This window comes from Halorussus caseinilyticus, from assembly GCF_029338395.1.
In the GTDB taxonomy this organism is placed as follows: Archaea; Halobacteriota; Halobacteria; order Halobacteriales; family Haladaptataceae; genus Halorussus; species Halorussus caseinilyticus.
Genome location: NZ_CP119810.1, coordinates 53,621 through 74,456 on the forward strand (window position 1 = coordinate 53,621; position 20,836 = coordinate 74,456).

The 20,836-nt window shown below is 64.1% G+C and carries 24 protein-coding genes and 1 pseudogene; 13 read left to right on the top strand and 12 right to left on the bottom strand.

Annotated elements, in window-relative coordinates; all coding sequences use genetic code 11:
* Positions 1 to 17: 17 nt before the first annotated feature.
* Positions 18 to 272, bottom strand: a complete 255-nt coding sequence (locus P2T60_RS17815) for a hypothetical protein (RefSeq protein WP_276282465.1) — start codon at positions 270 to 272, stop codon at positions 18 to 20.
* Between the two features lie 178 nt (positions 273 to 450).
* Between P2T60_RS17815 and P2T60_RS21785 the strand changes: the two genes are divergently transcribed.
* From P2T60_RS21785 to P2T60_RS21795, 3 genes and pseudogenes are all read left to right on the top strand, one after another.
* Positions 451 to 957 carry a thiamine-binding protein gene (locus P2T60_RS21785; RefSeq protein WP_337250855.1) on the top strand — a complete coding sequence of 169 codons (507 nt, stop codon included), beginning with the start codon at positions 451 to 453 and terminating at the stop codon, positions 955 to 957.
* A 111-nt stretch (positions 958 to 1,068) separates the two neighbouring features.
* Positions 1,069 to 1,455 (top strand): annotated as a pseudogene (locus P2T60_RS21790) (RNA 3'-terminal phosphate cyclase); the annotation flags it as partial.
* 41 nt (positions 1,456 to 1,496) lie between these two features.
* Positions 1,497 to 2,039, top strand: a complete 543-nt coding sequence (locus tag P2T60_RS21795) for an RNA 3'-terminal phosphate cyclase (RefSeq protein ID WP_337250856.1) — start codon at positions 1,497 to 1,499, stop codon at positions 2,037 to 2,039.
* Between the two features lie 44 nt (positions 2,040 to 2,083).
* On the opposite strand, the gene P2T60_RS17830 is transcribed toward P2T60_RS21795, so the two are convergent.
* On the bottom strand, positions 2,084 to 2,425 hold the full coding sequence (locus P2T60_RS17830; protein ID WP_276282466.1) for a KTSC domain-containing protein: 342 nt from the start codon (positions 2,423 to 2,425) through the stop codon (positions 2,084 to 2,086).
* A 105-nt stretch (positions 2,426 to 2,530) separates the two neighbouring features.
* On the opposite strand from P2T60_RS17830, the gene P2T60_RS17835 reads away from it, so the two are divergent.
* Positions 2,531 to 2,743 carry a DUF7576 family protein gene (locus tag P2T60_RS17835; RefSeq protein ID WP_276282467.1) on the top strand — a complete coding sequence of 71 codons (213 nt, stop codon included), beginning with the start codon at positions 2,531 to 2,533 and terminating at the stop codon, positions 2,741 to 2,743.
* A 27-nt stretch (positions 2,744 to 2,770) separates the two neighbouring features.
* Here P2T60_RS17835 and P2T60_RS17840 read toward each other — a convergent pair whose 3' ends face one another.
* Positions 2,771 to 4,207: an aryl-sulfate sulfotransferase gene (locus tag P2T60_RS17840; protein ID WP_276282468.1), complete on the bottom strand. Its 1,437-nt coding sequence runs from the start codon at positions 4,205 to 4,207 to the stop codon at positions 2,771 to 2,773.
* Positions 4,208 to 4,538: 331 nt separating this feature from the next.
* Between P2T60_RS17840 and P2T60_RS17845 the strand changes: the two genes are divergently transcribed.
* Positions 4,539 to 5,045, top strand: a complete 507-nt coding sequence (locus P2T60_RS17845) for a macro domain-containing protein (protein WP_276282469.1) — start codon at positions 4,539 to 4,541, stop codon at positions 5,043 to 5,045.
* Positions 5,046 to 5,422: 377 nt separating this feature from the next.
* Positions 5,423 to 6,955: a PAS domain S-box protein gene (locus P2T60_RS17850; RefSeq protein WP_276282470.1), complete on the top strand. Its 1,533-nt coding sequence runs from the start codon at positions 5,423 to 5,425 to the stop codon at positions 6,953 to 6,955.
* Here the strand turns inward: P2T60_RS17850 and P2T60_RS17855 are convergent, their stop codons facing one another.
* Together P2T60_RS17855 and P2T60_RS17860 are read right to left on the bottom strand one after the other, a co-directional pair.
* Positions 6,956 to 7,981: an enolase-like domain-containing protein gene (locus P2T60_RS17855; protein ID WP_276282471.1), complete on the bottom strand. Its 1,026-nt coding sequence runs from the start codon at positions 7,979 to 7,981 to the stop codon at positions 6,956 to 6,958.
* 106 nt (positions 7,982 to 8,087) lie between these two features.
* A complete protein-coding gene (locus P2T60_RS17860; RefSeq protein ID WP_276282472.1) occupies positions 8,088 to 8,534 on the bottom strand; it encodes a universal stress protein in 447 nt (148 codons plus the stop codon).
* 176 nt (positions 8,535 to 8,710) lie between these two features.
* Between P2T60_RS17860 and P2T60_RS17865 the strand changes: the two genes are divergently transcribed.
* Positions 8,711 to 10,885, top strand: coding sequence for a CHAT domain-containing protein (locus P2T60_RS17865; protein WP_276282473.1), 2,175 nt, complete (start codon positions 8,711 to 8,713; stop codon positions 10,883 to 10,885).
* Between the two features lies 1 nt (position 10,886).
* Here P2T60_RS17865 and P2T60_RS17870 read toward each other — a convergent pair whose 3' ends face one another.
* Positions 10,887 to 11,024 carry a DUF7503 family protein gene (locus tag P2T60_RS17870; RefSeq protein WP_276282474.1) on the bottom strand — a complete coding sequence of 46 codons (138 nt, stop codon included), beginning with the start codon at positions 11,022 to 11,024 and terminating at the stop codon, positions 10,887 to 10,889.
* Between the two features lie 62 nt (positions 11,025 to 11,086).
* On the opposite strand from P2T60_RS17870, the gene P2T60_RS17875 reads away from it, so the two are divergent.
* Together P2T60_RS17875 and P2T60_RS17880 are read left to right on the top strand one after the other, a co-directional pair.
* The gene (locus tag P2T60_RS17875; RefSeq protein ID WP_276282475.1) at positions 11,087 to 11,230 is read left to right on the top strand and encodes a hypothetical protein; all 144 of its coding nucleotides are present in this window, start codon (positions 11,087 to 11,089) and stop codon (positions 11,228 to 11,230) included.
* A gap of 272 nt (positions 11,231 to 11,502) precedes the next feature.
* Positions 11,503 to 12,258, top strand: a complete 756-nt coding sequence (locus tag P2T60_RS17880) for a DUF7504 family protein (RefSeq protein WP_276282476.1) — start codon at positions 11,503 to 11,505, stop codon at positions 12,256 to 12,258.
* Positions 12,259 to 12,380: 122 nt separating this feature from the next.
* Here the strand turns inward: P2T60_RS17880 and P2T60_RS17885 are convergent, their stop codons facing one another.
* Both P2T60_RS17885 and P2T60_RS17890 read right to left on the bottom strand, forming a co-directional pair.
* Positions 12,381 to 13,193 carry a helix-turn-helix transcriptional regulator gene (locus P2T60_RS17885; protein WP_276282477.1) on the bottom strand — a complete coding sequence of 271 codons (813 nt, stop codon included), beginning with the start codon at positions 13,191 to 13,193 and terminating at the stop codon, positions 12,381 to 12,383.
* 278 nt (positions 13,194 to 13,471) lie between these two features.
* Complete coding sequence (locus tag P2T60_RS17890; protein ID WP_276282478.1) at positions 13,472 to 15,247, bottom strand: ABC transporter substrate-binding protein; 1,776 nt, start codon at positions 15,245 to 15,247, stop codon at positions 13,472 to 13,474.
* A 192-nt stretch (positions 15,248 to 15,439) separates the two neighbouring features.
* Between P2T60_RS17890 and P2T60_RS17895 the strand changes: the two genes are divergently transcribed.
* Positions 15,440 to 15,790, top strand: coding sequence for a hypothetical protein (locus tag P2T60_RS17895; protein WP_276282479.1), 351 nt, complete (start codon positions 15,440 to 15,442; stop codon positions 15,788 to 15,790).
* An 11-nt stretch (positions 15,791 to 15,801) separates the two neighbouring features.
* On the opposite strand, the gene P2T60_RS17900 is transcribed toward P2T60_RS17895, so the two are convergent.
* The gene (locus tag P2T60_RS17900; RefSeq protein WP_276282480.1) at positions 15,802 to 15,945 is read right to left on the bottom strand and encodes a hypothetical protein; all 144 of its coding nucleotides are present in this window, start codon (positions 15,943 to 15,945) and stop codon (positions 15,802 to 15,804) included.
* Positions 15,942 to 16,319, bottom strand: a complete 378-nt coding sequence (locus tag P2T60_RS17905; protein WP_276282481.1) for an ArsR/SmtB family transcription factor — start codon at positions 16,317 to 16,319, stop codon at positions 15,942 to 15,944. Before P2T60_RS17905 ends, P2T60_RS17900 begins: the two co-directional genes overlap by 4 nt.
* 178 nt (positions 16,320 to 16,497) lie before the next feature.
* Here P2T60_RS17905 and P2T60_RS17910 point away from each other — a divergent pair, with 178 nt between their 5' ends.
* Both P2T60_RS17910 and P2T60_RS17915 read left to right on the top strand, forming a co-directional pair.
* The gene (locus P2T60_RS17910) at positions 16,498 to 17,637 is read left to right on the top strand and encodes a multicopper oxidase domain-containing protein (protein ID WP_276282482.1); all 1,140 of its coding nucleotides are present in this window, start codon (positions 16,498 to 16,500) and stop codon (positions 17,635 to 17,637) included.
* Positions 17,638 to 17,670: 33 nt separating this feature from the next.
* Entirely contained in the window at positions 17,671 to 18,246 is a 576-nt protein-coding gene (locus P2T60_RS17915; RefSeq protein WP_276282483.1) for a halocyanin domain-containing protein, read from the top strand.
* Between the two features lie 250 nt (positions 18,247 to 18,496).
* Here P2T60_RS17915 and P2T60_RS17920 read toward each other — a convergent pair whose 3' ends face one another.
* Complete coding sequence (locus tag P2T60_RS17920) at positions 18,497 to 18,820, bottom strand: DUF7344 domain-containing protein (protein ID WP_276282484.1); 324 nt, start codon at positions 18,818 to 18,820, stop codon at positions 18,497 to 18,499.
* Positions 18,821 to 19,298: 478 nt separating this feature from the next.
* On the opposite strand from P2T60_RS17920, the gene P2T60_RS17925 reads away from it, so the two are divergent.
* The gene (locus P2T60_RS17925) at positions 19,299 to 20,099 is read left to right on the top strand and encodes a TrmB family transcriptional regulator (protein WP_276282485.1); all 801 of its coding nucleotides are present in this window, start codon (positions 19,299 to 19,301) and stop codon (positions 20,097 to 20,099) included.
* Between the two features lie 54 nt (positions 20,100 to 20,153).
* Here the strand turns inward: P2T60_RS17925 and P2T60_RS17930 are convergent, their stop codons facing one another.
* The gene (locus P2T60_RS17930; RefSeq protein ID WP_276282486.1) at positions 20,154 to 20,612 is read right to left on the bottom strand and encodes a M48 family metallopeptidase; all 459 of its coding nucleotides are present in this window, start codon (positions 20,610 to 20,612) and stop codon (positions 20,154 to 20,156) included.
* Between the last annotated feature and the right edge of the window lie 224 nt (positions 20,613 to 20,836).

Sequence of the window (20,836 nt, forward strand, 5' to 3'; positions counted from 1 at the left end):
CTTAACTCCCGGTGCCCTCAGAGGAACCGACTGTACTCGCAGGCCGAACACTGCAACGCGTCGTTGCGCCGCACGAGGACCCCGCGCCGACAGTGCGGGCAGGGACTGACCGCCGCGGCGTCGGCGTTCTCGCCGTTACTCCGGACCATCCGTCGGAGCCATTCGACCTGTGACTCCAGTCGGTTCACTCGGTTTTCCAGTTCCCGGACCTGCTCCGTGCGGCGGTTCGCCCGTCGTCGGTCGCCGCGCTCTCGGTCTACTCGTCGAATCATTCGAATCTCGACCCGCTCTACGCCGCGTGTCGTAGTAACGTTACCCACACCTGCAACCTCGCTTAGAGAAAGCGTTTTGCCGTAGGTCGGCGTACCACGCTCGGACCATGAGTTCCGAAAGACGACCAGCGACCGGTGGACGCACCGAGACGCGAGGACGAACGCGGAGTGAGACGCGATGAGCGTCGTCGCCCGACTCGAAGTGATTCCGACCCGCGAGGGGAGCATGACCGACGCGGTAGCCAGCGCGGTCGGTGCGCTAGAAGACTTCGAGGTGAGTTACGAGACGACGCCGACGGACACGATTATCGAAGCAGACGACCCGACGGAGGTGTTCGCCGCGGCGGAGGCCGCACACCGGTCCGTGACCGACGAGCGAGTCATCACCTCGCTGGAGATAGACGACCAGCGCAACCGGACCCAACGCAGGCAGGAACGGGTCGCCTCTGTCGAACGCCGCCTCGGTCGCCCGGCGAAGCGCGAGCGCCAACAGATGTCCGAGCGCCAGCAGACCGCCGAACCCCGACAGTCGGCCGAGCGAAAGCAGTCGCCAGCGCAGGACACTCGACAGTCCGCGGGGGAGACCGGACGCTACGGCGGTCCGTGGAATCCGCCGGGGCGACCGACCGAATCCGGCGGCACCGAATCGCGGTACCTTCAAGCGACCCGACCGATTACGCGCTGACCGATGACAGACGAGGAGTCGCGCGACGACGAATCGACCGGCGACGAACTGCTCGAACTCGACGGGTCGGCGGGCGGCGGCCAACTGCTCCGGACCGCGCTGGCGCTCTCGATGGTGGACGACCGGCCCTTCCGGATGGAGAACGTCCGCGGCGACCGGCCGACCCCCGGTCTCAAACCCCAACACCTCACGGCGGTCCGGGCCGCGGCCGAGGTGTGCGACGCCAGCGTCTCGGGCGCACAACAGGGGTCCGAGACGTTAGAGTTCCGGCCGGGGTCGCCCGCGGGCGGCCGAGTCGAGGTCGAAATCGGGACCGCGGGGAGCGTGACCCTGCTGTTCGACGCGCTCTTGCCGGTCGCGCTCCGCCTCGACCGGCCGTTGGCCGTCACCGCGACCGGCGGAACCGACGTGAAGTGGTCGCCGACGATGGCCCACTACCGACAGGTGAAACTCCCGCTCGTCCGGCAGACGGGGGTCTTCGCCGCCGTCGAGTCCGAGCGAACCGGATTCTATCCGGTCGGCGGCGGCGAGGCGACCCTGTGGCTCGCACCCTCGTCGCCGTCGGCGCTCGATTTGACCGGCCGGGGTCGCTCGACGGCGCGCGAATCTACTCGAAAGCGTCCGCCGACCTCGGCGACGCCGAGGTCGGCGAGCGACAGGCCGCGAGCGCGGGCGAGCGCCTGCGCGAGGGCGTGGACGACGCGGGCGAGGGGACACCAATCACCGAGCGGACCGTCTCGGCGGTCGAAACCGCCTCGCCGGGGTCGGCGCTGGCCGTGGCCCTGGACTACGAGGAGACGACCGCCGGGTTCGACGCCCTCGGCGAACGCGGCAAACCCGCCGAAGCAGTCGGCGCAGAGGCGGTCGAGTCGGCGCTGGCGTTCCACGAGGGCCTCGGCGCGGTCGATGCCCACACCGCCGACCAACTCGTCGTTTTCCTCGCGCTTGCGGGCGGTCGGGTAGCGATTCCCGAAGTCACCGACCACGTTCGGACTTGCGTAGACCTCGTGACCGAGTTCGGCTTCCCGGTCGAGATTTCGGGGGCCGACCCGCCGGTGCTGACCGCACCCGGACCGGAGTAGTCCGGGCGCCGGGATTCACGCCTCGTCGTCGCTCCGCTGGAGCGTCACCGAATCCGGCGGTAGTCGAACTGGCCCCAGACGTTCTCGTGGAAGTACGACCCGTGAGAGCGCGCGCTCAGGAACTCCTCGTAGGTCCGGCGGGGCACGTCGGCGTACCGGTAGACGCCGCCGCTCTGGAACTCGACTTCGAGCGTCTCGCCGTCGTCGTAGCCGATGCTCCGGATGGAACTCGACGCAACTGGGCTTCTGGTCTCGGCGACGCACTCCAGTCGGTCGTAGGGGACGTAGCCCACGATTCGGTCGCCCTGCGAGAGGACGACGCCCTCCCGACCCTCTTCGAGGTGGTCGCACTCGATGCGCTCGCCGCCGACGGTGATTGCCTTCATGACGGGGGTACGGGAGACCGGCCACTCAAGCCATCGGCCGCGAGTCGTTTCAGACGAGTGCAGGGTGGCGGTACACTGACGCCGCTCGCGCGCCTATCGGGTCCCATGCCCGAACTCTACGGCGAGTACGAAGGCGACGCCGAAGTCCAGTTCGTCGGCTGTGTGGCGTGTGGCAAGATGCTCGACATCTTCGACACTCACCCCATGTTCCGCGAGGAAGACATCTCGGAGGTCGGTGAGGTAGTCGCTCGAACGTATCACTTCTGTAGCGACGACTGCATCCAGCAGTGGAAGCGCGAGCGAGACACCGGAGAGTGAGACCGTCGGAGAGCGAAGCGTCGGTCGTCAGGCGATGCGCCGTTTGACGCCGCTAGAGATTCGCTCGCGGTTGTAAACGACTTCTCCGAGTAGCCACCCGACTATCACGAGTCCGGCGACGACGGCACCCACGAAGTCCCACGGACCCATCCAGACCGGACGGACCCACGGCGCTATCTTCGACCACTGGGTGGCGAACTCGCCGACGGGACCGCTGACGGGCGTGCCCGCGAAGGCGGTAGTGAGCCATTGGGAGAACGTCAGTTTGTCACCGGTGCCGGGCGTCAGTCCCGCGCTTCCCGAGAGGGAGTACTCGCCCTCGGCGTTCTGGTCGGCGATGGTCGGCCCACCGGCCTCGTCGCCGAGGTGCATCCGTTCCACGTCGTACGGTGCCCACGGCGCGTAGAACTCCCAGACGATTTCGCCCTGCGGGTTCACCTCCACGACTCGGTGGTTGTTCGAGTCCACGATGAGCGTGTTGCCGTTGGGCAGTCGGTCGGCGTCGCGGGGCCAGTTGAAACTCTGGCGGGACCCGACCTGCCACGTCCGGTTCCACTCGCCGTCGCGCTTGGCGTACTCCACAACCCGGTCGCCGTGACTGTCGGCGACGAGGATGGTGGGCGTGCCGTCCTCGCTCTCGAGGTAGGTCGGGTTGTGCTGTTCGTTCATCACCGAGTAGTCGTCGTCGCTCCCGAGGCGCATGTCGATGTCCTTCGTCGAGCGGTTGACGACCATCACTTGGTCCATGTTCCGGGGCGACATGAGATACTGGCCCTCGGCGATTTTGTCCACGTCATTGACGTGGGTCCAGTCGTCGCCGCTCCCGTCCTTGGCGGCGTACTTGCCGCCCTGCTTTTTCGTCCAGTCGGTGTGGTTGCGGAACTGCCACTGCCAGACGATTTCGTCCTTCCCCCGGTCGTAGATGAAGATGCGGTCCTCGTTGACGTTCTTCTGGGGATTGTAGTTACGCATGTTGGCGACCAGCAGTTGGTCGCCGTTGATGAGGTCCACGTCGTGGGTGTCGTGGGCGTTCTCAAACGTCTCGGTCCAGAGCTTTTCGCCCGTCCGCGGGTTGAGTTTGTAGACCATCGTGGGGTCTTTCTGGCCCGCAACGTGCTTGGTTCCGGTGACGAGGAGGTTGCCGTCGTCGGTGGGGTCCACGTCGTAGAACCACGTGATTCCCTTCTCGCCGCCGTTGTGGACCCACTTCACCTCGCCGCGGGGACCCACCCCGACGAGGCGAGCGGGTTTCTTCCCGTTGGACTTACCCTTGAATTTGAATCCCTGTATCGAGATGACGGTGGTCCCGCCAGCGGGGTCCTCTATGGTCCCCTTCTGGAGGTTCGTCGGTTCGTAGGTGAGCGCGGAGACGGCGGAGGGGGCAAGCAACGACACGATGACCAACAACACCACGGCGCGTACCAACCACGGCCGCGAGAGTCGCGTCTTCGACTCGTTCGACATACACTTCGATACATCCAGACGGAATATATGGGTTTTGTCCTCTTTCCCGCAGACGGCGTGGGTAAACTAAGTCGAGACGCCGCGCGAGCGACGTGGTAACGCGACCCGCTCGAAGCGGGTCGCGTCCGGAAGCCGAACCGACCAAGAATCCGCGACAATCTCCTTAGCAATATTTTTATTTCTAAAAGACGTATTTGCAATTGTTTCTGGCGACGGGTCCGGCGAATTGCCGGACCCGTCGCCTCGGTGAGTGTCTTTCACACACCACGGAGGTGAGAAGGTTTGACACACCACCATCAGTTCCTTGCCAGCGCCGGGCGTCGTCTCGGACATGGAGTTCGACGTAGTTCAGGGCGACATTGCCGAACAGGAAGCGGACGTACTGGTCAACGCCGCGGGGACGAGTCTCCGGATGGGGAGCGGCGTCGCGGGCGCGCTCCGGCGGAAGGCGGGCGAGGAGATAAACGAGGAAGCGATGGCCGCGGGACCGGTGGACCTCGGCGAAGTGGCCGTCACCGACGCCTACGACCTGAACGCCGAGTACGTGGTCCACGCCGCGGCCATGCCCCACTACGGCGACGGGCAGGCGACGGCCGAGAGCGTCCGGGACGCGACCCGAAACGGTCTCGAAGCGGCGGACGAGCGAGGTGCCGAGTCGCTGGTGATTCCGGCACTCGGAACCGGCGTCGCCGGGTTCGACCTGCGGGAGGGCGCGCACATCGTCTGCGAGGAACTCGCGGCGTTCGAATCCGACTCGCTGGCGGACGTGCGCTTCGTCGCGTACTCCGACGAGGCTTACGAGACGGTCCGAGAAGTCGCCGCCGACGTGACAGAATAATAACTATCGTAGTTTCGGAACCGAATGGCACCTATTTTTAAGGTTGGAACGTAATATCAGGCCAAAGAGAAAAACGGCATGAGTTGGATTAACTTGGCGCTCGGTGTGGAACCAAACGGCGGCGGCGCTTGGGCTACCCGAAGCGACCACTGGCGTCGGAGACACCCGTCCGAGAGGACCGAGCGACCGAGTCCATCGCCAGCGTGCTGTCGCGGGATTTCGGACAGCATCGTGGGGAAACATATTTCTGCTCCAATCGACGAGCAAGCAGACGAACCGAAGACGGTCCCGTCTCGAACCGCCGACTGGCCCGCCGAACCGGGGACGCCCGACGCGCGCGGACGGCGCAGGCGTCCGAAACAGAACCGAACACGAGCATGAGCGAACAGTTACGCGAAGAGAAACGGAAGATAGAAGAGCTACACGAGGTCGCCTCCGAGATGGAGGCCTGCCACAGCAAGGAGGAGGTCTACCAACTCGGCGTGGACGCCGCAGAAGGCATTCTGGAGTTCGACATCTGTGGCATCGACGTGGAGGAGAACGGCTACCTCGTCCCGAAAGCGACCTCGACCGAGATGCCCAACGGCGGATACGACGCCCTCGAAGCCGACAAGGGACTCGCCGGGCGGACGTTCCAGAACGGCGAGTCGTTTCTGATTCCGGACGTGCGCACGATGGACGAGGCCGAACCCGTCCAAGAGCAGTACCGGTCCATCCTCAGCGTCCCGCTGAGCGACTACGGGGTGTTTCAGGCCGGGTCTCGGGAAGCCCACGCTTTCGACGAGGACGACCTCGAACTCGCGGAACTGTTGATGTCTCACGTCACGGAGGTCATCTCCCGAATCGACTCCCAGTCCGCGCTCCGCGAGAGCGAGGAGAAGTACCGGACGCTCGTGGAGGGGAGCCACGACGCTATCTTCATCCACAGCGAGGAGGGGTTTCAGTTCGTCAACGACCGGGTCGCGGAACTGACGGGGTACAGCCGCGAGGAACTCCTCGAGATGTCGGCGGAGGACCTCGCACACGAGGCGGACCGCGAGCGGGTCAAACAGATTATCGAGAGCGACGAACTCGAAGACGACGATACGCCCCACTACGAGTTGCGGGTCCGGACGAAAGACGGTGACATCCGCTACGTCGAACTCAGCGTCCAGATTATCTCGTACAACGGCGAACTCGGCCACCTCGGGTCGGCCCGCGACGTGACCGAGCGCAGACAGCGCAAACAGAAGGTCGAACGCCAGAACGAGCGTCTCAAGGAGTTCGCCAGCGTCGTCAGCCACGACCTGCGCAACCCGCTCAACGTCGCGCAGGGCCACCTCGAACTCGCCAGCGAGACCGGAGAAGACCGTCACTTCGAGAAAACCGGGTCGGCACTCGGGCGGATGGAGTCGCTCATCGAGGACCTGCTCAAACTCGCGCGACAGGGCCAAGACGTGAGCGAGACCGAGCAGGTAGGTCTCGAAACCATCGTCAGGCAGGCGTGGTCCACCGTCTCGACGGGCGGGGCGACCCTCGACGTGGTGGACGAACTCCACGAAATCGAGGCCGACGACGGCCGCTTGCAGGAACTGTTCGAGAACCTGTTTCGCAACGCGGTCGAACACGGCGGCGACGACGTGACTGTCCGCGTCGGACCCCTCAACGGCGGCGTCACCGCGTACGAGGACGGCGACGACACACCGGCGGCGAAACACGGCGGCAAAGACGGCTTCTACGTCGAAGACGACGGGCCGGGAATCCCGGAAGACGAACGCGAGAAGGTCTTCGAACACGGCCACACCACCGCCGACGACGGGTCGGGTCTCGGTCTCTCTATCGTGAGTAGCATCGTGGACGCTCACGGCTGGACCGTCTGCGTCTGCGAGGGGACCGACGGCGGCGCGCGCTTCGAGATTTCGACGGCGTAGCTACCGGAACCCGCGCACGTCGCCGACGGCGAGCGGACTCGTGGGGAGGTCGGCGGGCGGGTCGGGGTCGTTGTACGCCGAGGGAGCAACGTCGTTCGGCGCGTCCGGGTAGAACAGCGACGCCAGCAGGTGGAGGTGCCTGCGTCCCGCGTCGAGTTCGAACTGGCCGCCGCCGTACATTCGAATTCCCCGTTCCTCGCAGAGCGCGACGGTCTCGAACACGGACTCGACCGACCCGAACCGCGAGGGCTTGATGTTCAGCCAGTTCGGGTCGAAAGGCAGGTCGCGGACGCTCTCGACGCCGGTTATCGGGTAGTCCCACGAGACGCGACTTCGGGCCGCGTCGAGCGCCGGTTCGGTCTCGTCGGTCCACGCCGGGTCCTCCAGAATCGCGTCGGGGAACGCCTCGACGACGCGGCGGTAGAGGTCGGGGTCGGCGCTCCCCGCGACATCGGCGTCCTCGTAGTGGGCTTTGAAGTCCACCACGCGCACGCCAGCGTCCGAGAGGTCCGCCACGAGGTCGGTGGTCCAGTCGTCGTCGGCGTCGAGTTTGAACTCCAACTCCGGATTTCGCTCGCGCCACCGCCGAATCGGGTCCGCGCTCGGTGGGTCGCCGAGGACGGGACTAGCGACGAACCGGACGGGACTGTACTCGCGGTCCAGTACCGCGCCGAGGTGGGTGTCGGCCTGCCGGAGCGCGAGGTCCAGCGCGGCGCTCTCGAACGCCCAGCGCCGATAGTGGCGGAAGTGGTCGTCTACCTCGCCCGCGTCGGGAAAGAGATTGCGGTCGGCCAGCGCCGCCGAAAACGACTCGACGGTGTACTCGCCCGCGAGGTCGAACCGGTCCGGAATCGGATGCAGGTCCGCTTCGTAAGTCACGTCCTCGCCCTTTCCGAGTTCGCCCTCGCCCGACAGGGAGACCACGGTCGTCGCGCGGGTGAACTTGGAAGTCTCGCGCTCTCGGCGCTCGTAGGCGACGGACTCGACGGTCAGCGGGAGGTCCGCGACCTGTTGGTAGAGGCTCATGCCGAATCGTTGGACCGCCGGGGGGAAAGTCGTTGCCCGGCGAGCGAGGGCGCGGCGCACTCGTGCGCCGCGCCCGTCCGCGCGGAACGACTGTAGGGGGGTCCGCCTACTCCGTCACGACCGTCACCGGTCCGGCGAAGTTGAGGATGATGGACTGGGTGAGGTCGCCGAACAGCGCCTTTCCGGTCGGCGAGCGTTTCTCGCCAGCGATGAAGAGGTGGTCGCAGTCGCGGCCCGCGGCCGCTTCGAGGATTTCGGTCTGTTCGTCGCCGAGTTCGCCGACCGCCTCCCACGACACGTCGATGCCCTCCAGCACCTCCCGGCCGATGTCCGCCGCGAACTCCTCGGCACCGTCACGGGCTTTCTGGGCCGAGTAGCCGACCGCACTGTTGGGAATCTCCTCCATCGTCTGTCGCATCTCCTCGTACTCGTCGTTGGTCGTGACGTGGAGCAACACGAGTTCGGCGTCTACCGCGGCGGCGAGTTCGCCCGCCTCGCGGACGAGGGCTTTGGTAGACTCCTCGGCGTCCACGACTGCGAGTGCGCGTTCCATATAAGGGGCATGAAGGGATGGGTAAATAAATAAATCGGTAAGATGGTAATAATTAGCACGGGCGGGAAGAGCGCGTGGACTCCGAAATCCGAGATAGCGACGAAACGTGACGCGTGCCCGAGGATTTTTACCGGATGGCTGAGACTTTCGGGTGGAGTTAGCGAGACCGTAGAGTCATGGCTACGCAACCGAAGTTCACGGCGTCGTCCGACCCGACCGGCCTCGGCGTTATCGACCCCATCGAGACGCGTCACTTCACGGTCGGCACGGATTCGCCCGTGGACCCCTCGGAAGTCGAACCCGACCGGTTCGCGTTTCCGGTCGCCACGGCCTGCCGGATTCGAGCGACCCGGATTTCGCTCTCCTACATGGTTCCGATAGACGTGCGGACGCCCGAAGGCGACCACCTCGCCTCCATCGACCTGCCGACGACCCGCGAGTTCTCGGGCGGGGAGTACCTGCTGGAACTCCACTCGCCGATAAAGACGTACCTCCGGACGACCGGACCCTTGACCATCGACGCCACCGACGACGGCATCGAAATCGCGTTCGACGGAGAGCGAGCGGTCGAAGTCGGCGCGCGGTCGTACCACAGTGCGCCAGCGGCCACAATCACGGTGCCCGACGACCCCGTGGCGACGATGGAGGCGGTGACGGCGTTCGCCTCGGCGCTCAAGACCACCTCGCCCGAGCGGTCGTGGCCCACCCTGCGGGGTCATCCGCCGGAGGTCGAACGCGGCGACGAACTGGTGATTCCGGACGAACTCAACGCGCCCGACACCGGAATCACGATTGCGGTGCCGCCCGAGTACGGATACGTCTACACCGTCGCACCGCTTGCCTACTACCTCGGCGCGGAGGTGGTGCCGGGCGAGACGGCGCACCTCGCGGCCGAGTCCGGCGTGGACCGACGCCTCGGCGACGACGTGGCGGCGGTCGGCGAGTCGGTCGAAGCGGTCCTCAAGCGCGTCTTCCTGCTCGACTGCGTGACCAGAACCGAGGGACTCTATCCCGACGACCTGCACGAACGCGACGTGTTGGAGACCGAGACCGACCTCGACTTCGAGTCGCTCTACGGGGCGTCTCCGGCCGACCGACTCGCGGCCTACCTCGCGGTGTCCGCGGAAGCTATCGCCGCCATCGACTCGCCGTGGCACCGCGTCACACACATCGAGGGCGACCCCGGTCCCGAGGCGGTCGAACTCCTGCCGTACGTGGTCAACGACCTGTCGCTGATCGCGGTGAAGGACGCGAGCGACGAGGAGTGGTCGCCGACCGAGACTCAACAGCAGACCGGCGATGCGCTGGAGGAGTTCGTCCGGTCGCCCGGACTCCGGCGTTCGCCCGGCCGGAATTCCGGACTGGAAGACACCGATTGCGAACGCGAAACCGCGGACGAACCGGCGCGACACGCCGCTCGCGGCGTGCCCGGCGTCGGCGGGTACATGCCGCTTCCGGAGACCGACGCCCTCGAACAGGCGTGGATAGGCGACCGAACGCCGGTGCAGGGGACGAAGTTGCTCCGGGACGCGTTCGGACGCGACGCCGCGTCGTCCGACGACGGAATAGTCGAGATTCGGGTCGTCTGCAACGACGACGCGATGCGCGAGGAACTCGACGCGACCACCGAAATCTACCGTGACCGCGACGACCTGCGGGTGAACCTCTCGTGTGAGTTCGACGTGACGACCGACGAACTCCGGGCGTTACTCGCCGAGGAGAGCGCGATGTTCCACTTCATCGGCCACATCGACGGTCCGGGGTTCGAGTGTTCCGACGGCGTCTTGGACGCCGAGACGCTCGACGAGGCGAACGCCAAAATCGTCCTCCTGAACGGCTGTCGCTCCCACGACCAAGGCGTCGAACTCGTGGAGACCGGCGCGCGAGCGGCGGTCGTCAGCCTCGGCGACCTGTGGAACGAAGGCGCGGTGGAAGTCGGCGAGACGCTGGCGCGACTCTTACATTACGGGTTCAGCGTCGGCCACGCGATGAGACTCGTGCGAGAACACACGTCGCTGGGGAGAGACTACGTGGTCGTCGGCGACCCCGGTATCGCGTTCGCCCAGTGTAAGAGCAACTTACCGACGTTGTTCTCGCTGTCCCAATCAAGCGCCGGAGGCTCGAACCGACTGTCGATTACGCCGAGTTCGTACGTGAAGCGGGACTTCGGTGTCGGTTCGACTATCCGTCCTCACTTGCCCTCTATCGAGAAACACTACGTCGCGCTCGGAGAGTCCGAGGGAGTCGAAATTAGCCGCGCTTCGCTCACCGAGACGTTCGAGAACGACTACGCTCCGTTCATCATGGACGGCGAACTCGTCTGGAGCGACGAGTGGACAGAGCGACGGTGAACTACGGGCCTCCCTTACCGGTGGTGTGAGTTGCGACGACGGTGCCCGTCTCCGCGAGGAGGAGGAGCAACGTACACAGAGCGCCCATCAGTTTCGGATTCTCCGCGAGCCAATCTCTAACTTCTGACTTCTTTGCCATTGCAAATTAATCTATGCCTCCTGTTATTATCTATTTTTCTATATATTTCTAAGGGTAAAATAATGCAGAATGGTCGCACGCCGCCCGCGAACGCTTCCGAGACCCCGATTTCCGACGCCCGGAGCGCCGTCAGCGGGGACCGGTCGGTCCGCACTGGCGGACTAGCCCGGCGGGACGCTCGTCCCGACCGAGACGGAACGGTCTAGAAATATCTCAGTATACTACATCTGTCCTTTAGACTAGTATAGCTAGTCAAAGCAAAGAAGGAAAATTGCGCGGGGACGACTGTATCGGGGGAGGTTCGATGACTCCGGACGGCCCGTCGGGGGTTGCGTCCGCAAGCGGACGCGACCCGACGAAAAGAGGTTCGTGGACCGACGGAAGAAATGCAAAATAACTATAAGTATCACTTAAATCGACGTATGTCGAGAGAGTAATTTTATAACGGAATAGATGGAAATACTGATATACCATACCAATGACGACGGGACAGAACACTCGGCAACCGGACGGCGGGCCGCCGCCAGACGACGACTTCAACGCGTTCCTCGGAATCTTGAACCAACTGAAGGCGACTGGGTGTGCGGTGCTGGTCGTCGGCGACGCCCCGCGAGAACTGTTCACCCGCGCGAGCGGACAGTTGCTGGGCGACCCCGAGACGGTTCGCCATCGGGTCCTCGCCGTCACCGACGCCACGTCCGAGAGTGTCGCCGAGAGACTTCCGGACCGGAACGTCGCGCCGCGTCCGCTGGCCGAGACGACCCGACTGGTCAACCACGCCCACGCGTCGCGGTCGATTACGGCCGCGTCCGAACCGACGACCCGGCCGAAACTCGACGGCATCCGAGAGGTTCGCGTCTCCGACCCCGAACTGGAGGAGTTTCGGACGGGCCTCGTGGACGCCATCGACGGGGCGGCGGAGTCGGCCACTGCGCTCTCCCCGGCCGACCTCCGGGTCGGTATCGACTCGCTCGTTCCGCTGTTGGAACGGTACCACGGCGAGGCGGTAGCGCGGTGTCTCGACGCCGTGGGTCGGCACGTCCGCAGCTACGACGGGATGGCCCACTTCGTTCTCCCGGACGCGTACGAGTCCGACCGCGTGCAGGCGCTACGCGCGCACGTGGAGGCGGTCATCGAACTTCGAGCGGTGGACCCGTCGGAGTACGGCCACGACACACAGCAACGCTGGCACGTCCCACAGCAAGACATCACGACCAAGTGGACGCCGCTGTAGACTGGTCGCGGCACGCCCCGTCGTCCCGGACTCTCCTTTCGTTTCGATTTTCGTTTGTGGTTGGTTCCTCTCGCACCGGGGAGTTTCCGTCGCGGCGTCGGGTCGGCGGGCGCTCCGGAGCGTCAGGTTTCGAAAGCGGTCCCGAGGCGGTCCGCGCCGTCGGCGAGTCGGTCGAAGAGCGTCTCGCCCCACGCGACCGCTTGGCAGGTGTCGTTGTGGACGAACCCGAGTATCGTCCCCTCGTCGTAGAGCATCACGCCCACCGAGCAGTCGGGTCGCTCGTGGCACGCGCCGCCGTACTCCGGTCCGTGTTCGGCGACGAGCAGGTTGAACGAGTAGTCGTCGTCCGTCTCCGAGAGGACGACGCCCTCGGTTTCGGCTATCGTCTTCACCACTTCTTCGTGGCGCGAGAGCAACCACTCCAGCACGTCCGTCGAGAAGATTACCTCGGCGGTCATCTCCTCGTCCACGATTTGCTCGTAGTACATATCGACGTACGCCGGGATGACCGTCGTCCCGAAGGCGCGAACGTGGTCGGCGTCGGCGAGGACCGGTTCGAGTGCTTCGACCGGTCGATGGGGCGAGTGCTGGGTCGGGAGCGACACGTCCGCGTCTTCGAACAGCGCCGCGTCGAGGGGCGCGTCGGTCGGCATCGCCGTTAGCGCGTCCTGCAGTTCGGCGAGTCCGTGAACGCGGTCGGTGTGCCGGTCGTACTCTTCGAGGGCGAGTTCGCCAGCGAGCGTCGTCCGGTAGCCCGAATCGTCGCGCGCTACGAACCCGACGCGTTCGAGTTCGCGGAGCGCCCGGTCGATAGTCGAACGGGACTCTTCGAGTTCGCGGGCCAACTCGCACTTCTGTCGGGGACTATGCAGACGACGCAAGAAGTGGCTTCGACTTCGAAGGCACTTCTGGAGGTCGGCAGGACCGGAGCGCATACCCCAACGTAATCACCACCCTCACAAGAAACTACGCGCACGCCGACACATAAACCTCCGATAGATTTTTATAATTTTATTTTCAGTCTGAGTGAATTCGTCAGTAGGTGAGATAAAGGGAATCGAGTGCGACACTCCGGACGCTGGTCGAAGACCAGCCGCTGTGTGCATCTGACACCGGCCATACCATTGTCGTAACCGGGGAGAACCCCTCCCCTCACTGCCTCGACCTGAGTTGAAACCCCGCTACTGCCGAAAGAAAGGAACGTCGCGGCAGTTTATTCCAGCTCGGTCGTGTCGTACATCTGTCGGCTAGTGCCCGCTCCGCCGAACTTCTCGATGCTCACGTTGTCGTACCAGAACCGCTCGTCGGTCCGGTGGTAGACGGGCAGGAACACCACGTCCTGCCAGTTGGCTTCCTCGATTGTGACGTACGACTCGTTTCGCGCCGCCTCCGCCTCGTCGGTCGGCGCGGGGTTGTCCTGAATCTGCTCGTAGGCGCTGGTCGCTTGCTGGGCCGCCTCGGTGCCCGACCAGTTGACGTACGAGATTGGCGCGTCTTGGGAGGTGTCGGTCTGGGGCGGGTTCAGCAGTTGCAGGAAGTTGTCCGGCGCGGGCCAGTCCATAATCCACCCCAACGAGTACGCCTGTAGGTTGCCTTCGCGTCCGCGTTGGAGCAGAGTCGAGAACGGCGCACTCTCGACGTTCATCTGGATGTGGGCGCTGGCCAACTGGTCGCGCAGGAGTTGGGCCGTCTGTTGCCACGTGTCCGACCCCGAGTAGATGGTGAAGGTGAACTGGTACTGGTTGTTCGGACCGTAGCCAGCCTCCTCCATCACCTGTCGGGCTTGGTCGATTTGAGTCGCGTTGTACCCGTAGGGGTAGTTCTGCTCGGCGTGCTGGTTGTAGGCGTCCGGGCCGCCGGGGTAGATGTTCGGCGGCGTGAAGTGGTAGGAGGCCTGTCCCCGCCCTTTGAAGATTTGTTCGATGACCTGCTGTTGGTTCATCGCGTAGGCCGCGGCCTGCCGCGCGGGTTTCTCGACCTGATTCGTGTTGAACCCGATGTAGAACGAGTTGATGGTCGCCACCGCGAGGTAGTTCAACGTCGCGCCGTTCCGAACCGGGCCGTAGGTCCCCGACCGTCGCCCGAGGTCGTCGGTGTTCTCGATGCTGACCTTGTTCGGGTCGTAGAACGGCGTCGGAATCGGGAACACGTCGGCGTTCCGGTTCATCGCGTAGGTGTACCGAGCGTTGTCGTCCTCGATGATGCGCCAGTTAACCGCGTCCACCTGCGCGGTCTGCCCGTGGTAGTCGGCGAACCGCGACACCTCGGCGGCGTCGTTGGACTGCCAGCGCTCGAACTGGAACGGTCCGGCCCCGATAGGGTTCGAGGTCGAGAACTGCTGGTAGGGAATCTCGCCGTCGTACCCCTGAATGTCGCCGACGATGCCCTCCGGAAGCGCCGCGAACGACGTGTACGCCAGCATCGGGAGCGTGGCGTGGAACGGTTCTTCCAGCGTCATCCGGAGCGTGTAGTCGTCTACCGCCTCGACCGCCAGCGTCCCCGGTTGATAGTTCCCCTCGTCGTCGGTCTCGTGTTGGATGCCGATGGAGTCGAGAACGAAGTACGCCCGTCGGGAGTTCTCGGAGGTCGCGAGACGTTCCCACGAGTACACGAAGTCCTGTGCCGTGACCTCGCCGAAGTCGCCGTGATACGGCGCGCCCTGTTTGAGGTTGAACGTGTAGGTCGTGAAGTCGTCGGAAGTCTCGAAGCTCTCGGCGAGGAGGTTCTGGACCTCGATTTCCCCGTCGGGATAGTTCATCAGCGCGTCGAATATCTGCTGGATGACCGTCCCCGACGCGGTGTCGGTCGCCTTCACGGGGTCCAGCGTACTCATCGTGGAGTTGATGAGGTTCAGCGTGCCGCCTCCGCCCCCGTCCTGTTGCGTCGTGCCGTCTTGACCGGCCGCAGTACCCGTAATTGCGACAGCCGATGCCGCCCCACCGGTCGCCTTGAGGAACGACCGACGAGACATGTTGGATTTCTCGGACATGCAAATAGAAGGACCACGCTATGGCATATGTAGTTAATTATTTATAATGCTGTATAGTGCGTTTGGTAAAACGAGTGCCTCTCTCGCGTGTTTGGCGGACAATAGTTAAATAGAATATGGTATTTCGGTGGCAGAAAATCCGATGGAGTGAACCGGCGGGAAACATTTTAGAACGGCTACTGTAACACGACTATGAGCCTCGGGGGTGCGACACACGGGAAGCACGAGACGGTGTACGACTGGGCCGCGGCACTGCTGGCAATCGTTCTCACCGGAATCCACCTCTATCTCGGTTTCACCGCCGACGAGCCGAGGTTTCTCGTCGTCGGCGGACTGTTCGCCGTCGGCGTCCTGTTCTTCTTTACGGGATACTGGCGCACCGTCGTCTACTTGGTCGCGGCGGTGTACGTCGCTACGCTCGGAGTCCTCTGGTTCCTCAGCGGGATGGAGTATCGAGGGGTTGGTCTCCTGACTGGAGCGATAAGCATCGCGTTTATCATTCTCGTGGTCTATCTGTTCGTCCGCGAGTCGAGTGCCGGATGAGGACGGAACGACTACTCCACGTACACCGAGTAGGTGATGACGGCGGTTCGGTTCACGCCCAGCACTTGGTCGGCGATGCCCGCCAGAAACGCCCCGAGGGTGAGCGTGACGACCTTGAGCGCGACCACCAGCGAGGTGACGCTGGTCAGGTTCACGTCTCCTTGCGCACCTCCGACCACATGTCCGCGAGTCGTTCCTCCGCGGTCCGGGAGGGCCGAGAGACCGTCACGTCGAGTTCTTGGTCCTCCGTCACCGAGAGCGACACCTCGTCGAAGTTGAGGTCGTAGCGGGTGGTGTGGTGGCCGTCGCTTCGCACCTCGGTCAACTCCGAGAGCAGGGACGCCTCGCTCAGCATGTCGAGTTTCCGATAGACCGTCGAGAGCGGGATGTCGGCCGCGTCCGAGATTTCGCTCGCCGTCATCGGTTCTTCCAGTTCCTTGACGATGGCCCGGCAGTCGGGGTCGTCCAAGGCGTCGAGGAGGGCCTGTAGGTCGGGGGCGTCCTCCACGCCCGCCGGGTCTCGAACCATCTAGTCGGAGTTTCTGAAAGACCGTACATAATTCGTTCGACTTCAGCGACCGGGAGTCCCGACGCGACAGCGAGGGACGCGAACGCGACTCACACCGAACACGTTCGTCGGCCGTCTCACCCAGTGAGAATCACCGTCGGCGCTCTTTAAGTAGTCCTTCGAAGCTGGAAGTGTAACAATGAGCCAGATTGGTGCCCCCGGAGACGGTCCGTCCCGACGCGACTTCCTGAAGGCGACTGGCGCTGGCGGTCTGGCCGCCGCCGCAGGATGCACGGCCCCAAGCGGCCGAGACGAGCGAGCGACCCAACAGCAAGCCATGAACACCCAGACTTCCCTTCCCTCGACGAGTCCCCCGGAAATCGTGAACGTCAACGAACAGGGCGGTAGCGTCACTCTCAAATCCACGCCCGCCACGCACGCGGTCCACCCCCTCGACACGATGGGCGGGCCGGTCGAACTCCCGCAGGTGTGGGCGTTCCAAGCCGACGACCGAGACCCGAGCGTCCCCGGTCCCATCCTCCGGACGACGGAGGGCGAGGACATGGAGGTGACGCTGGACAACACCGACGGCAAGCGCCCCCACACCCTCCACTTCCACGGCGCGCGCAAGACGTGGGAGAACGACGGCGTGCCGACGACCACCGGCATCACGGTCGAACCCGGCGAGAAGCACACCTACACCATCCCGGCGAACGTCCCCGGTACCCACCTCTATCACTGCCACTACCAGACCCCGCGCCACATGGAGATGGGGATGTACGGCATCTTCCGGGTGGACCCGAAGGGCTACGAACCCGCCGACCGGGAGTACTTCATGACCCTGAAAGACTGGGACTCGACGCTCCCGAGGATGATGGCCGGTGAGGGCGGCAACTACAACCCGCGCCAGCGCAACCCCGACGTGTTCACCATCAACGGCAAGTCCGCGCCCCGCACGCTCCACCCCGAAGACGGGTCGCCCATCATCGTCAAACAGGGCGAGACGATTCGGGTCCACATGGTCAACGCTGGCTACATGTCCCACCCGATGCACGTCCACAACCACCGCTTCCAGAAAGTCGAGAAGGACGGCGGTACCATCCCGAAAGCGGCCCGCCACGAGGAGGACGTGACTAACCTCGCGCCCGCCGAGCGCCACACCCTCGAATTCGAAGCCGACGCCGACCCCGGAATCTACCTGATGCACTGCCACAAGGTCAACCACGTCATGAACGGTCGGACGTACCCCGGCGGGATGCTGTCGGGCGTCGTCTACGAGTCGGCGATGGATACCGACATCTTCAAGCAACTCATGAAATATGCCGGATACGAAGGCTAAACTATGACGCGACGATGCACGCGACGAGACGTAATGAAAGGTGCCGCCACGATGACGGCAGCAGCGTCCGGTCTCTCCGGTCCCGCCACCGCGAAGACTGACCTCGCGGCGTGGTTCGAGAACACCACGAACTACGACGGCGTGGTGGACGAAACCGGCAAGTCCGAAGTGACAATCGAGGTCGGTACGAAGGGTAACACCGGCAACTTCGCGTTCGGCCCGGCGGCGGTCCGGGTGGACCCCGGCACGAAGGTCGTCTGGGAGTGGACCGGCAAGGGGAGTACGCACAACGTCGTCGCCGAGAACGGCGACTTCGAGAGCGAGTTAGTCAGCGAGGAGGGTCACACCTTCGAGTACACGCCCGAGGAAAGCGGCGTCGTCAAGTACGCCTGCACGCCCCACAAGGCGATGGGCATGAAGGGTGCGCTCGTGGTCGGCGACGCCGAAGTCGGTAGCGCGTCCGGCGGCGAATCCGGGCACGGCGAAGGGGAAATCAAGCTCTCGACAGACGAGTACGCCATCGGTGGCAGTATCCTGCTCGGCCTGCTCTCGCCGTTCGTGTTCGCGTGGATTCTGTTCAAGCGCGACCCGGACGAGCGCGGGCGATAATTCGGTTCGGATATTCTGTCGGCGCTCTTCTCGGTGAAGTCGCCGGTGGAGTCCGCCCGGCGCGTTCGCCCCGGAGCGGAGAAAGAATTACGTTTGTTTCACGTGTCTAAATCACCCCTATAGACATTGTTATGATTATGGAAAATGTCCGGGTCGACGACCCCGCACAGACTGGCCTCGTCCTCGAAGTGATACTGACCGGACGCCGCTTCAGGGTCGCCGTAGCGAGTAGCACGTCCATGGCCGTCGGTCAGAGTTCCGTGAGGAACTCCGTAATCGCCTCTGCTTGGTCGTCCGACCGATACCGGACGTGACCCGACCGAGGGTCGTACTCCACGATGCCGTAGTCTTGCATCTTCGGGAGGTGGACGTGGTGGAGTTCGTTCTGGTACCCGTCCGTCGATTCCGCCTCCGTTCCGCCCGCCTCGACTCGTAACCGACCGAGATGCGCACTCAGTACCTCTACCGTCGCCGTATCGCTCTCGACGTGGTGGAAATACTCGATTATCCGCCGCCGCTCCTTGCTCGTAAGCAGTTGCAAAACGCGGTCGATTCGGTTCGGGTCGTCGTTCATCGTGTCGTTCCTCGAATCATGTGATGTTCTGCCAATGAATTTGGGCGGGAGACGGATGAGTCCGCCGTTGTTCCGAAGTCTCACTTTCGGCGCGCCGAGTGAGACCGATTCGTTACATCGAGGAAAGACGGACTGAGCAGTAAGCGAGCGGAAGTCACCCAGTTATTCACAACGACAGAACCGGTTCTGCGCCGTCGAACCCTGCCACGGTGTGGCAGGGAAACTGGCACACAGTCGGCGAGTGGTTGGGACACTCCTGAATGCGTGCCACCTTTAGTTTTGATACCCGGCGGTATGTACTTTGTGTGATTAAGTGAGTGAACTACGTTCTCCAACACGTTACCGCGGACCGTTCCGTCGGCCACCGGCGACCGACCGCGTTTCGACGCCGGGAGACCGTCGCGGTACGACAATGACTAAAGGAGAGGCCGACCAACTATCCGTATCTCCGGGTTCGCCCGGTGGTGGTTGGGACACCATGGTCGATACCGACAATCAAGAACAGGCCGCTGGATTGCTCCAGCAACTCGGCCTGAAAGAGTACGAGGCGAGGTGTTTCGTCGCCCTGACGCGAAAAGCGACGGCGACTGCTAAAGAGATAAGTGAAATCGCGGACGTTCCTCGGACGCGCGTCTACGACGCGATTCGGGTGCTGGAAGCGCAGGGACTGGTCGAAATCCAGCACACGAACCCCCGCCAGTACCGGGCAGTTCCCCTCGACGAGGCCACCGAGACCCTCCGTCGGCAGTACGAATCCCGCGTGGACGAACTTCGAGAGACCTTAGACGACATCGAACCCGCGAACGGGACCGACAGCAAGGTGACACACGAGGTGTGGTCGTTGTCGGGAACCGAGGGCATCACGAGTCGGACCCTCCAACTCGTCGAGGACGCCGAGAGCGAAATCGTCCTCGTCGTCAGTTCGGCCTCCGTCGTCACCGACGAGTTGGTCGAGAAACTCGAAAACGCCAGCGAGAGGGGCATCGACATCCTCATCGGGACGGCGATACCGGAGTTGTGCGACGAACTCCGGAGCACCGTCCCCGACGCGAAGGTGTTCGTCTCGGAACTCGATTGGCTTCACGCCACCGACGACGACGAGGTTGCCATCGGACGGATGCTGTTAGTGGACCAAAGTACGATTCTCCTGAGTTCGATGGACGAGCAGTCCCAGACCGAACGGGCTATTTTCGGCCGCGGGTTCGAGAACGGACTCGTCGTCATCACGCGGCGACTGATGGCGACCGGACTACTCGGCCAACAGGACCCGAACAACTAGCGCCTCGCGGGACGACCACCGGGTGACTTCCGAGGGACCAGCGAACGCTACTAGCTACCGATACCCCTCTCGACCTGCCGCCGCGATGTCCCGGAGTCTGGCGACTCGCTCGTCGGTCGGCGGGTGAGTATCGACTTCGACGGGCAGACCCGCCAGCGGTTTCGGGAGCCAGCCCGCTGGCGTCGGCGTCGGTCCCCGACTGCTCGACGACGCCGCGAGTCTGACCAGCGAGGTCGGCCGGAGCGCGTCCACCGTCCTCGCCGCCGCCGGGCGCGGAACCGCGAGCGCCCTCCGAATCAGCGCGCAGGGACTCGCCGCGACCGCCGCCGCGGTCCCGCGCGCACTCGCCGGTCTCGGTGCCGGAGCGGGCATCTTCTCCAGTGTCGGAAGCGTCGGCCTGCCGAGTTTCGGCCGCGGCGGGAGCGACGACGACCGACGGAATCGAACCCGAGCGTCCGAGTCCGACCCCGAGGACCCCGCCCCGCCCTCGGTCGAAGAGGCGTGGCAGGCCATTCGCGACCGGTAACGAGGTACGTTTCTTTTAGAAATGAAATTCGTCTTCAAGTAATTTTATATACGTCCAAAAGAAGGTTCGAGGTGGCCGACCGAGCCACCGGACGCGCTCGGCGAGACGGACCACCGGACGCTCAGCCACACGGACCACTGTGGATGGGGGCTTTCCGGGCGTTCCTCACGGTGGCTCCGACAGGTGTTGTCGTTGTCACGGTTCGTAGCGA

What these genes read in the sequence shown, in the direction of transcription:
- P2T60_RS21785 (WP_337250855.1), top strand. Translation starts at nt 451, where the DNA reads ATGAGCGTCGTCGCCCGACTCGAAGTGATTCCGACCCGCGAGGGGAGC.
- P2T60_RS17860 (WP_276282472.1), bottom strand. Translation starts at nt 8,534, where the DNA reads ATGGAACGCGCACTCGCAGTCGTGGACGCCGAGGAGTCTACCAAAGCC.
- P2T60_RS17930 (WP_276282486.1), bottom strand. Translation starts at nt 20,612, where the DNA reads ATGGCCTGCCACGCCTCTTCGACCGAGGGCGGGGCGGGGTCCTCGGGG.
- P2T60_RS17925 (WP_276282485.1), top strand. Translation starts at nt 19,299, where the DNA reads ATGGTCGATACCGACAATCAAGAACAGGCCGCTGGATTGCTCCAGCAA.
- P2T60_RS17845 (WP_276282469.1), top strand. Translation starts at nt 4,539, where the DNA reads ATGGAGTTCGACGTAGTTCAGGGCGACATTGCCGAACAGGAAGCGGAC.
- P2T60_RS17915 (WP_276282483.1), top strand. Translation starts at nt 17,671, where the DNA reads ATGAAAGGTGCCGCCACGATGACGGCAGCAGCGTCCGGTCTCTCCGGT.
- P2T60_RS17870 (WP_276282474.1), bottom strand. Translation starts at nt 11,024, where the DNA reads ATGGCAAAGAAGTCAGAAGTTAGAGATTGGCTCGCGGAGAATCCGAAA.
- P2T60_RS17830 (WP_276282466.1), bottom strand. Translation starts at nt 2,425, where the DNA reads ATGAAGGCAATCACCGTCGGCGGCGAGCGCATCGAGTGCGACCACCTC.
- P2T60_RS17855 (WP_276282471.1), bottom strand. Translation starts at nt 7,981, where the DNA reads ATGAGCCTCTACCAACAGGTCGCGGACCTCCCGCTGACCGTCGAGTCC.
- P2T60_RS17865 (WP_276282473.1), top strand. Translation starts at nt 8,711, where the DNA reads ATGGCTACGCAACCGAAGTTCACGGCGTCGTCCGACCCGACCGGCCTC.
- P2T60_RS17905 (WP_276282481.1), bottom strand. Translation starts at nt 16,319, where the DNA reads ATGGTTCGAGACCCGGCGGGCGTGGAGGACGCCCCCGACCTACAGGCC.
- P2T60_RS17885 (WP_276282477.1), bottom strand. Translation starts at nt 13,193, where the DNA reads ATGCGCTCCGGTCCTGCCGACCTCCAGAAGTGCCTTCGAAGTCGAAGC.
- P2T60_RS17910 (WP_276282482.1), top strand. Translation starts at nt 16,498, where the DNA reads ATGAGCCAGATTGGTGCCCCCGGAGACGGTCCGTCCCGACGCGACTTC.
- P2T60_RS17815 (WP_276282465.1), bottom strand. Translation starts at nt 272, where the DNA reads ATGATTCGACGAGTAGACCGAGAGCGCGGCGACCGACGACGGGCGAAC.
- P2T60_RS17850 (WP_276282470.1), top strand. Translation starts at nt 5,423, where the DNA reads ATGAGCGAACAGTTACGCGAAGAGAAACGGAAGATAGAAGAGCTACAC.
- P2T60_RS17890 (WP_276282478.1), bottom strand. Translation starts at nt 15,247, where the DNA reads ATGTCCGAGAAATCCAACATGTCTCGTCGGTCGTTCCTCAAGGCGACC.
- P2T60_RS17880 (WP_276282476.1), top strand. Translation starts at nt 11,503, where the DNA reads ATGACGACGGGACAGAACACTCGGCAACCGGACGGCGGGCCGCCGCCA.
- P2T60_RS17875 (WP_276282475.1), top strand. Translation starts at nt 11,087, where the DNA reads ATGCAGAATGGTCGCACGCCGCCCGCGAACGCTTCCGAGACCCCGATT.
- P2T60_RS17835 (WP_276282467.1), top strand. Translation starts at nt 2,531, where the DNA reads ATGCCCGAACTCTACGGCGAGTACGAAGGCGACGCCGAAGTCCAGTTC.
- P2T60_RS17840 (WP_276282468.1), bottom strand. Translation starts at nt 4,207, where the DNA reads ATGTCGAACGAGTCGAAGACGCGACTCTCGCGGCCGTGGTTGGTACGC.
- P2T60_RS17895 (WP_276282479.1), top strand. Translation starts at nt 15,440, where the DNA reads ATGAGCCTCGGGGGTGCGACACACGGGAAGCACGAGACGGTGTACGAC.
- P2T60_RS17920 (WP_276282484.1), bottom strand. Translation starts at nt 18,820, where the DNA reads ATGAACGACGACCCGAACCGAATCGACCGCGTTTTGCAACTGCTTACG.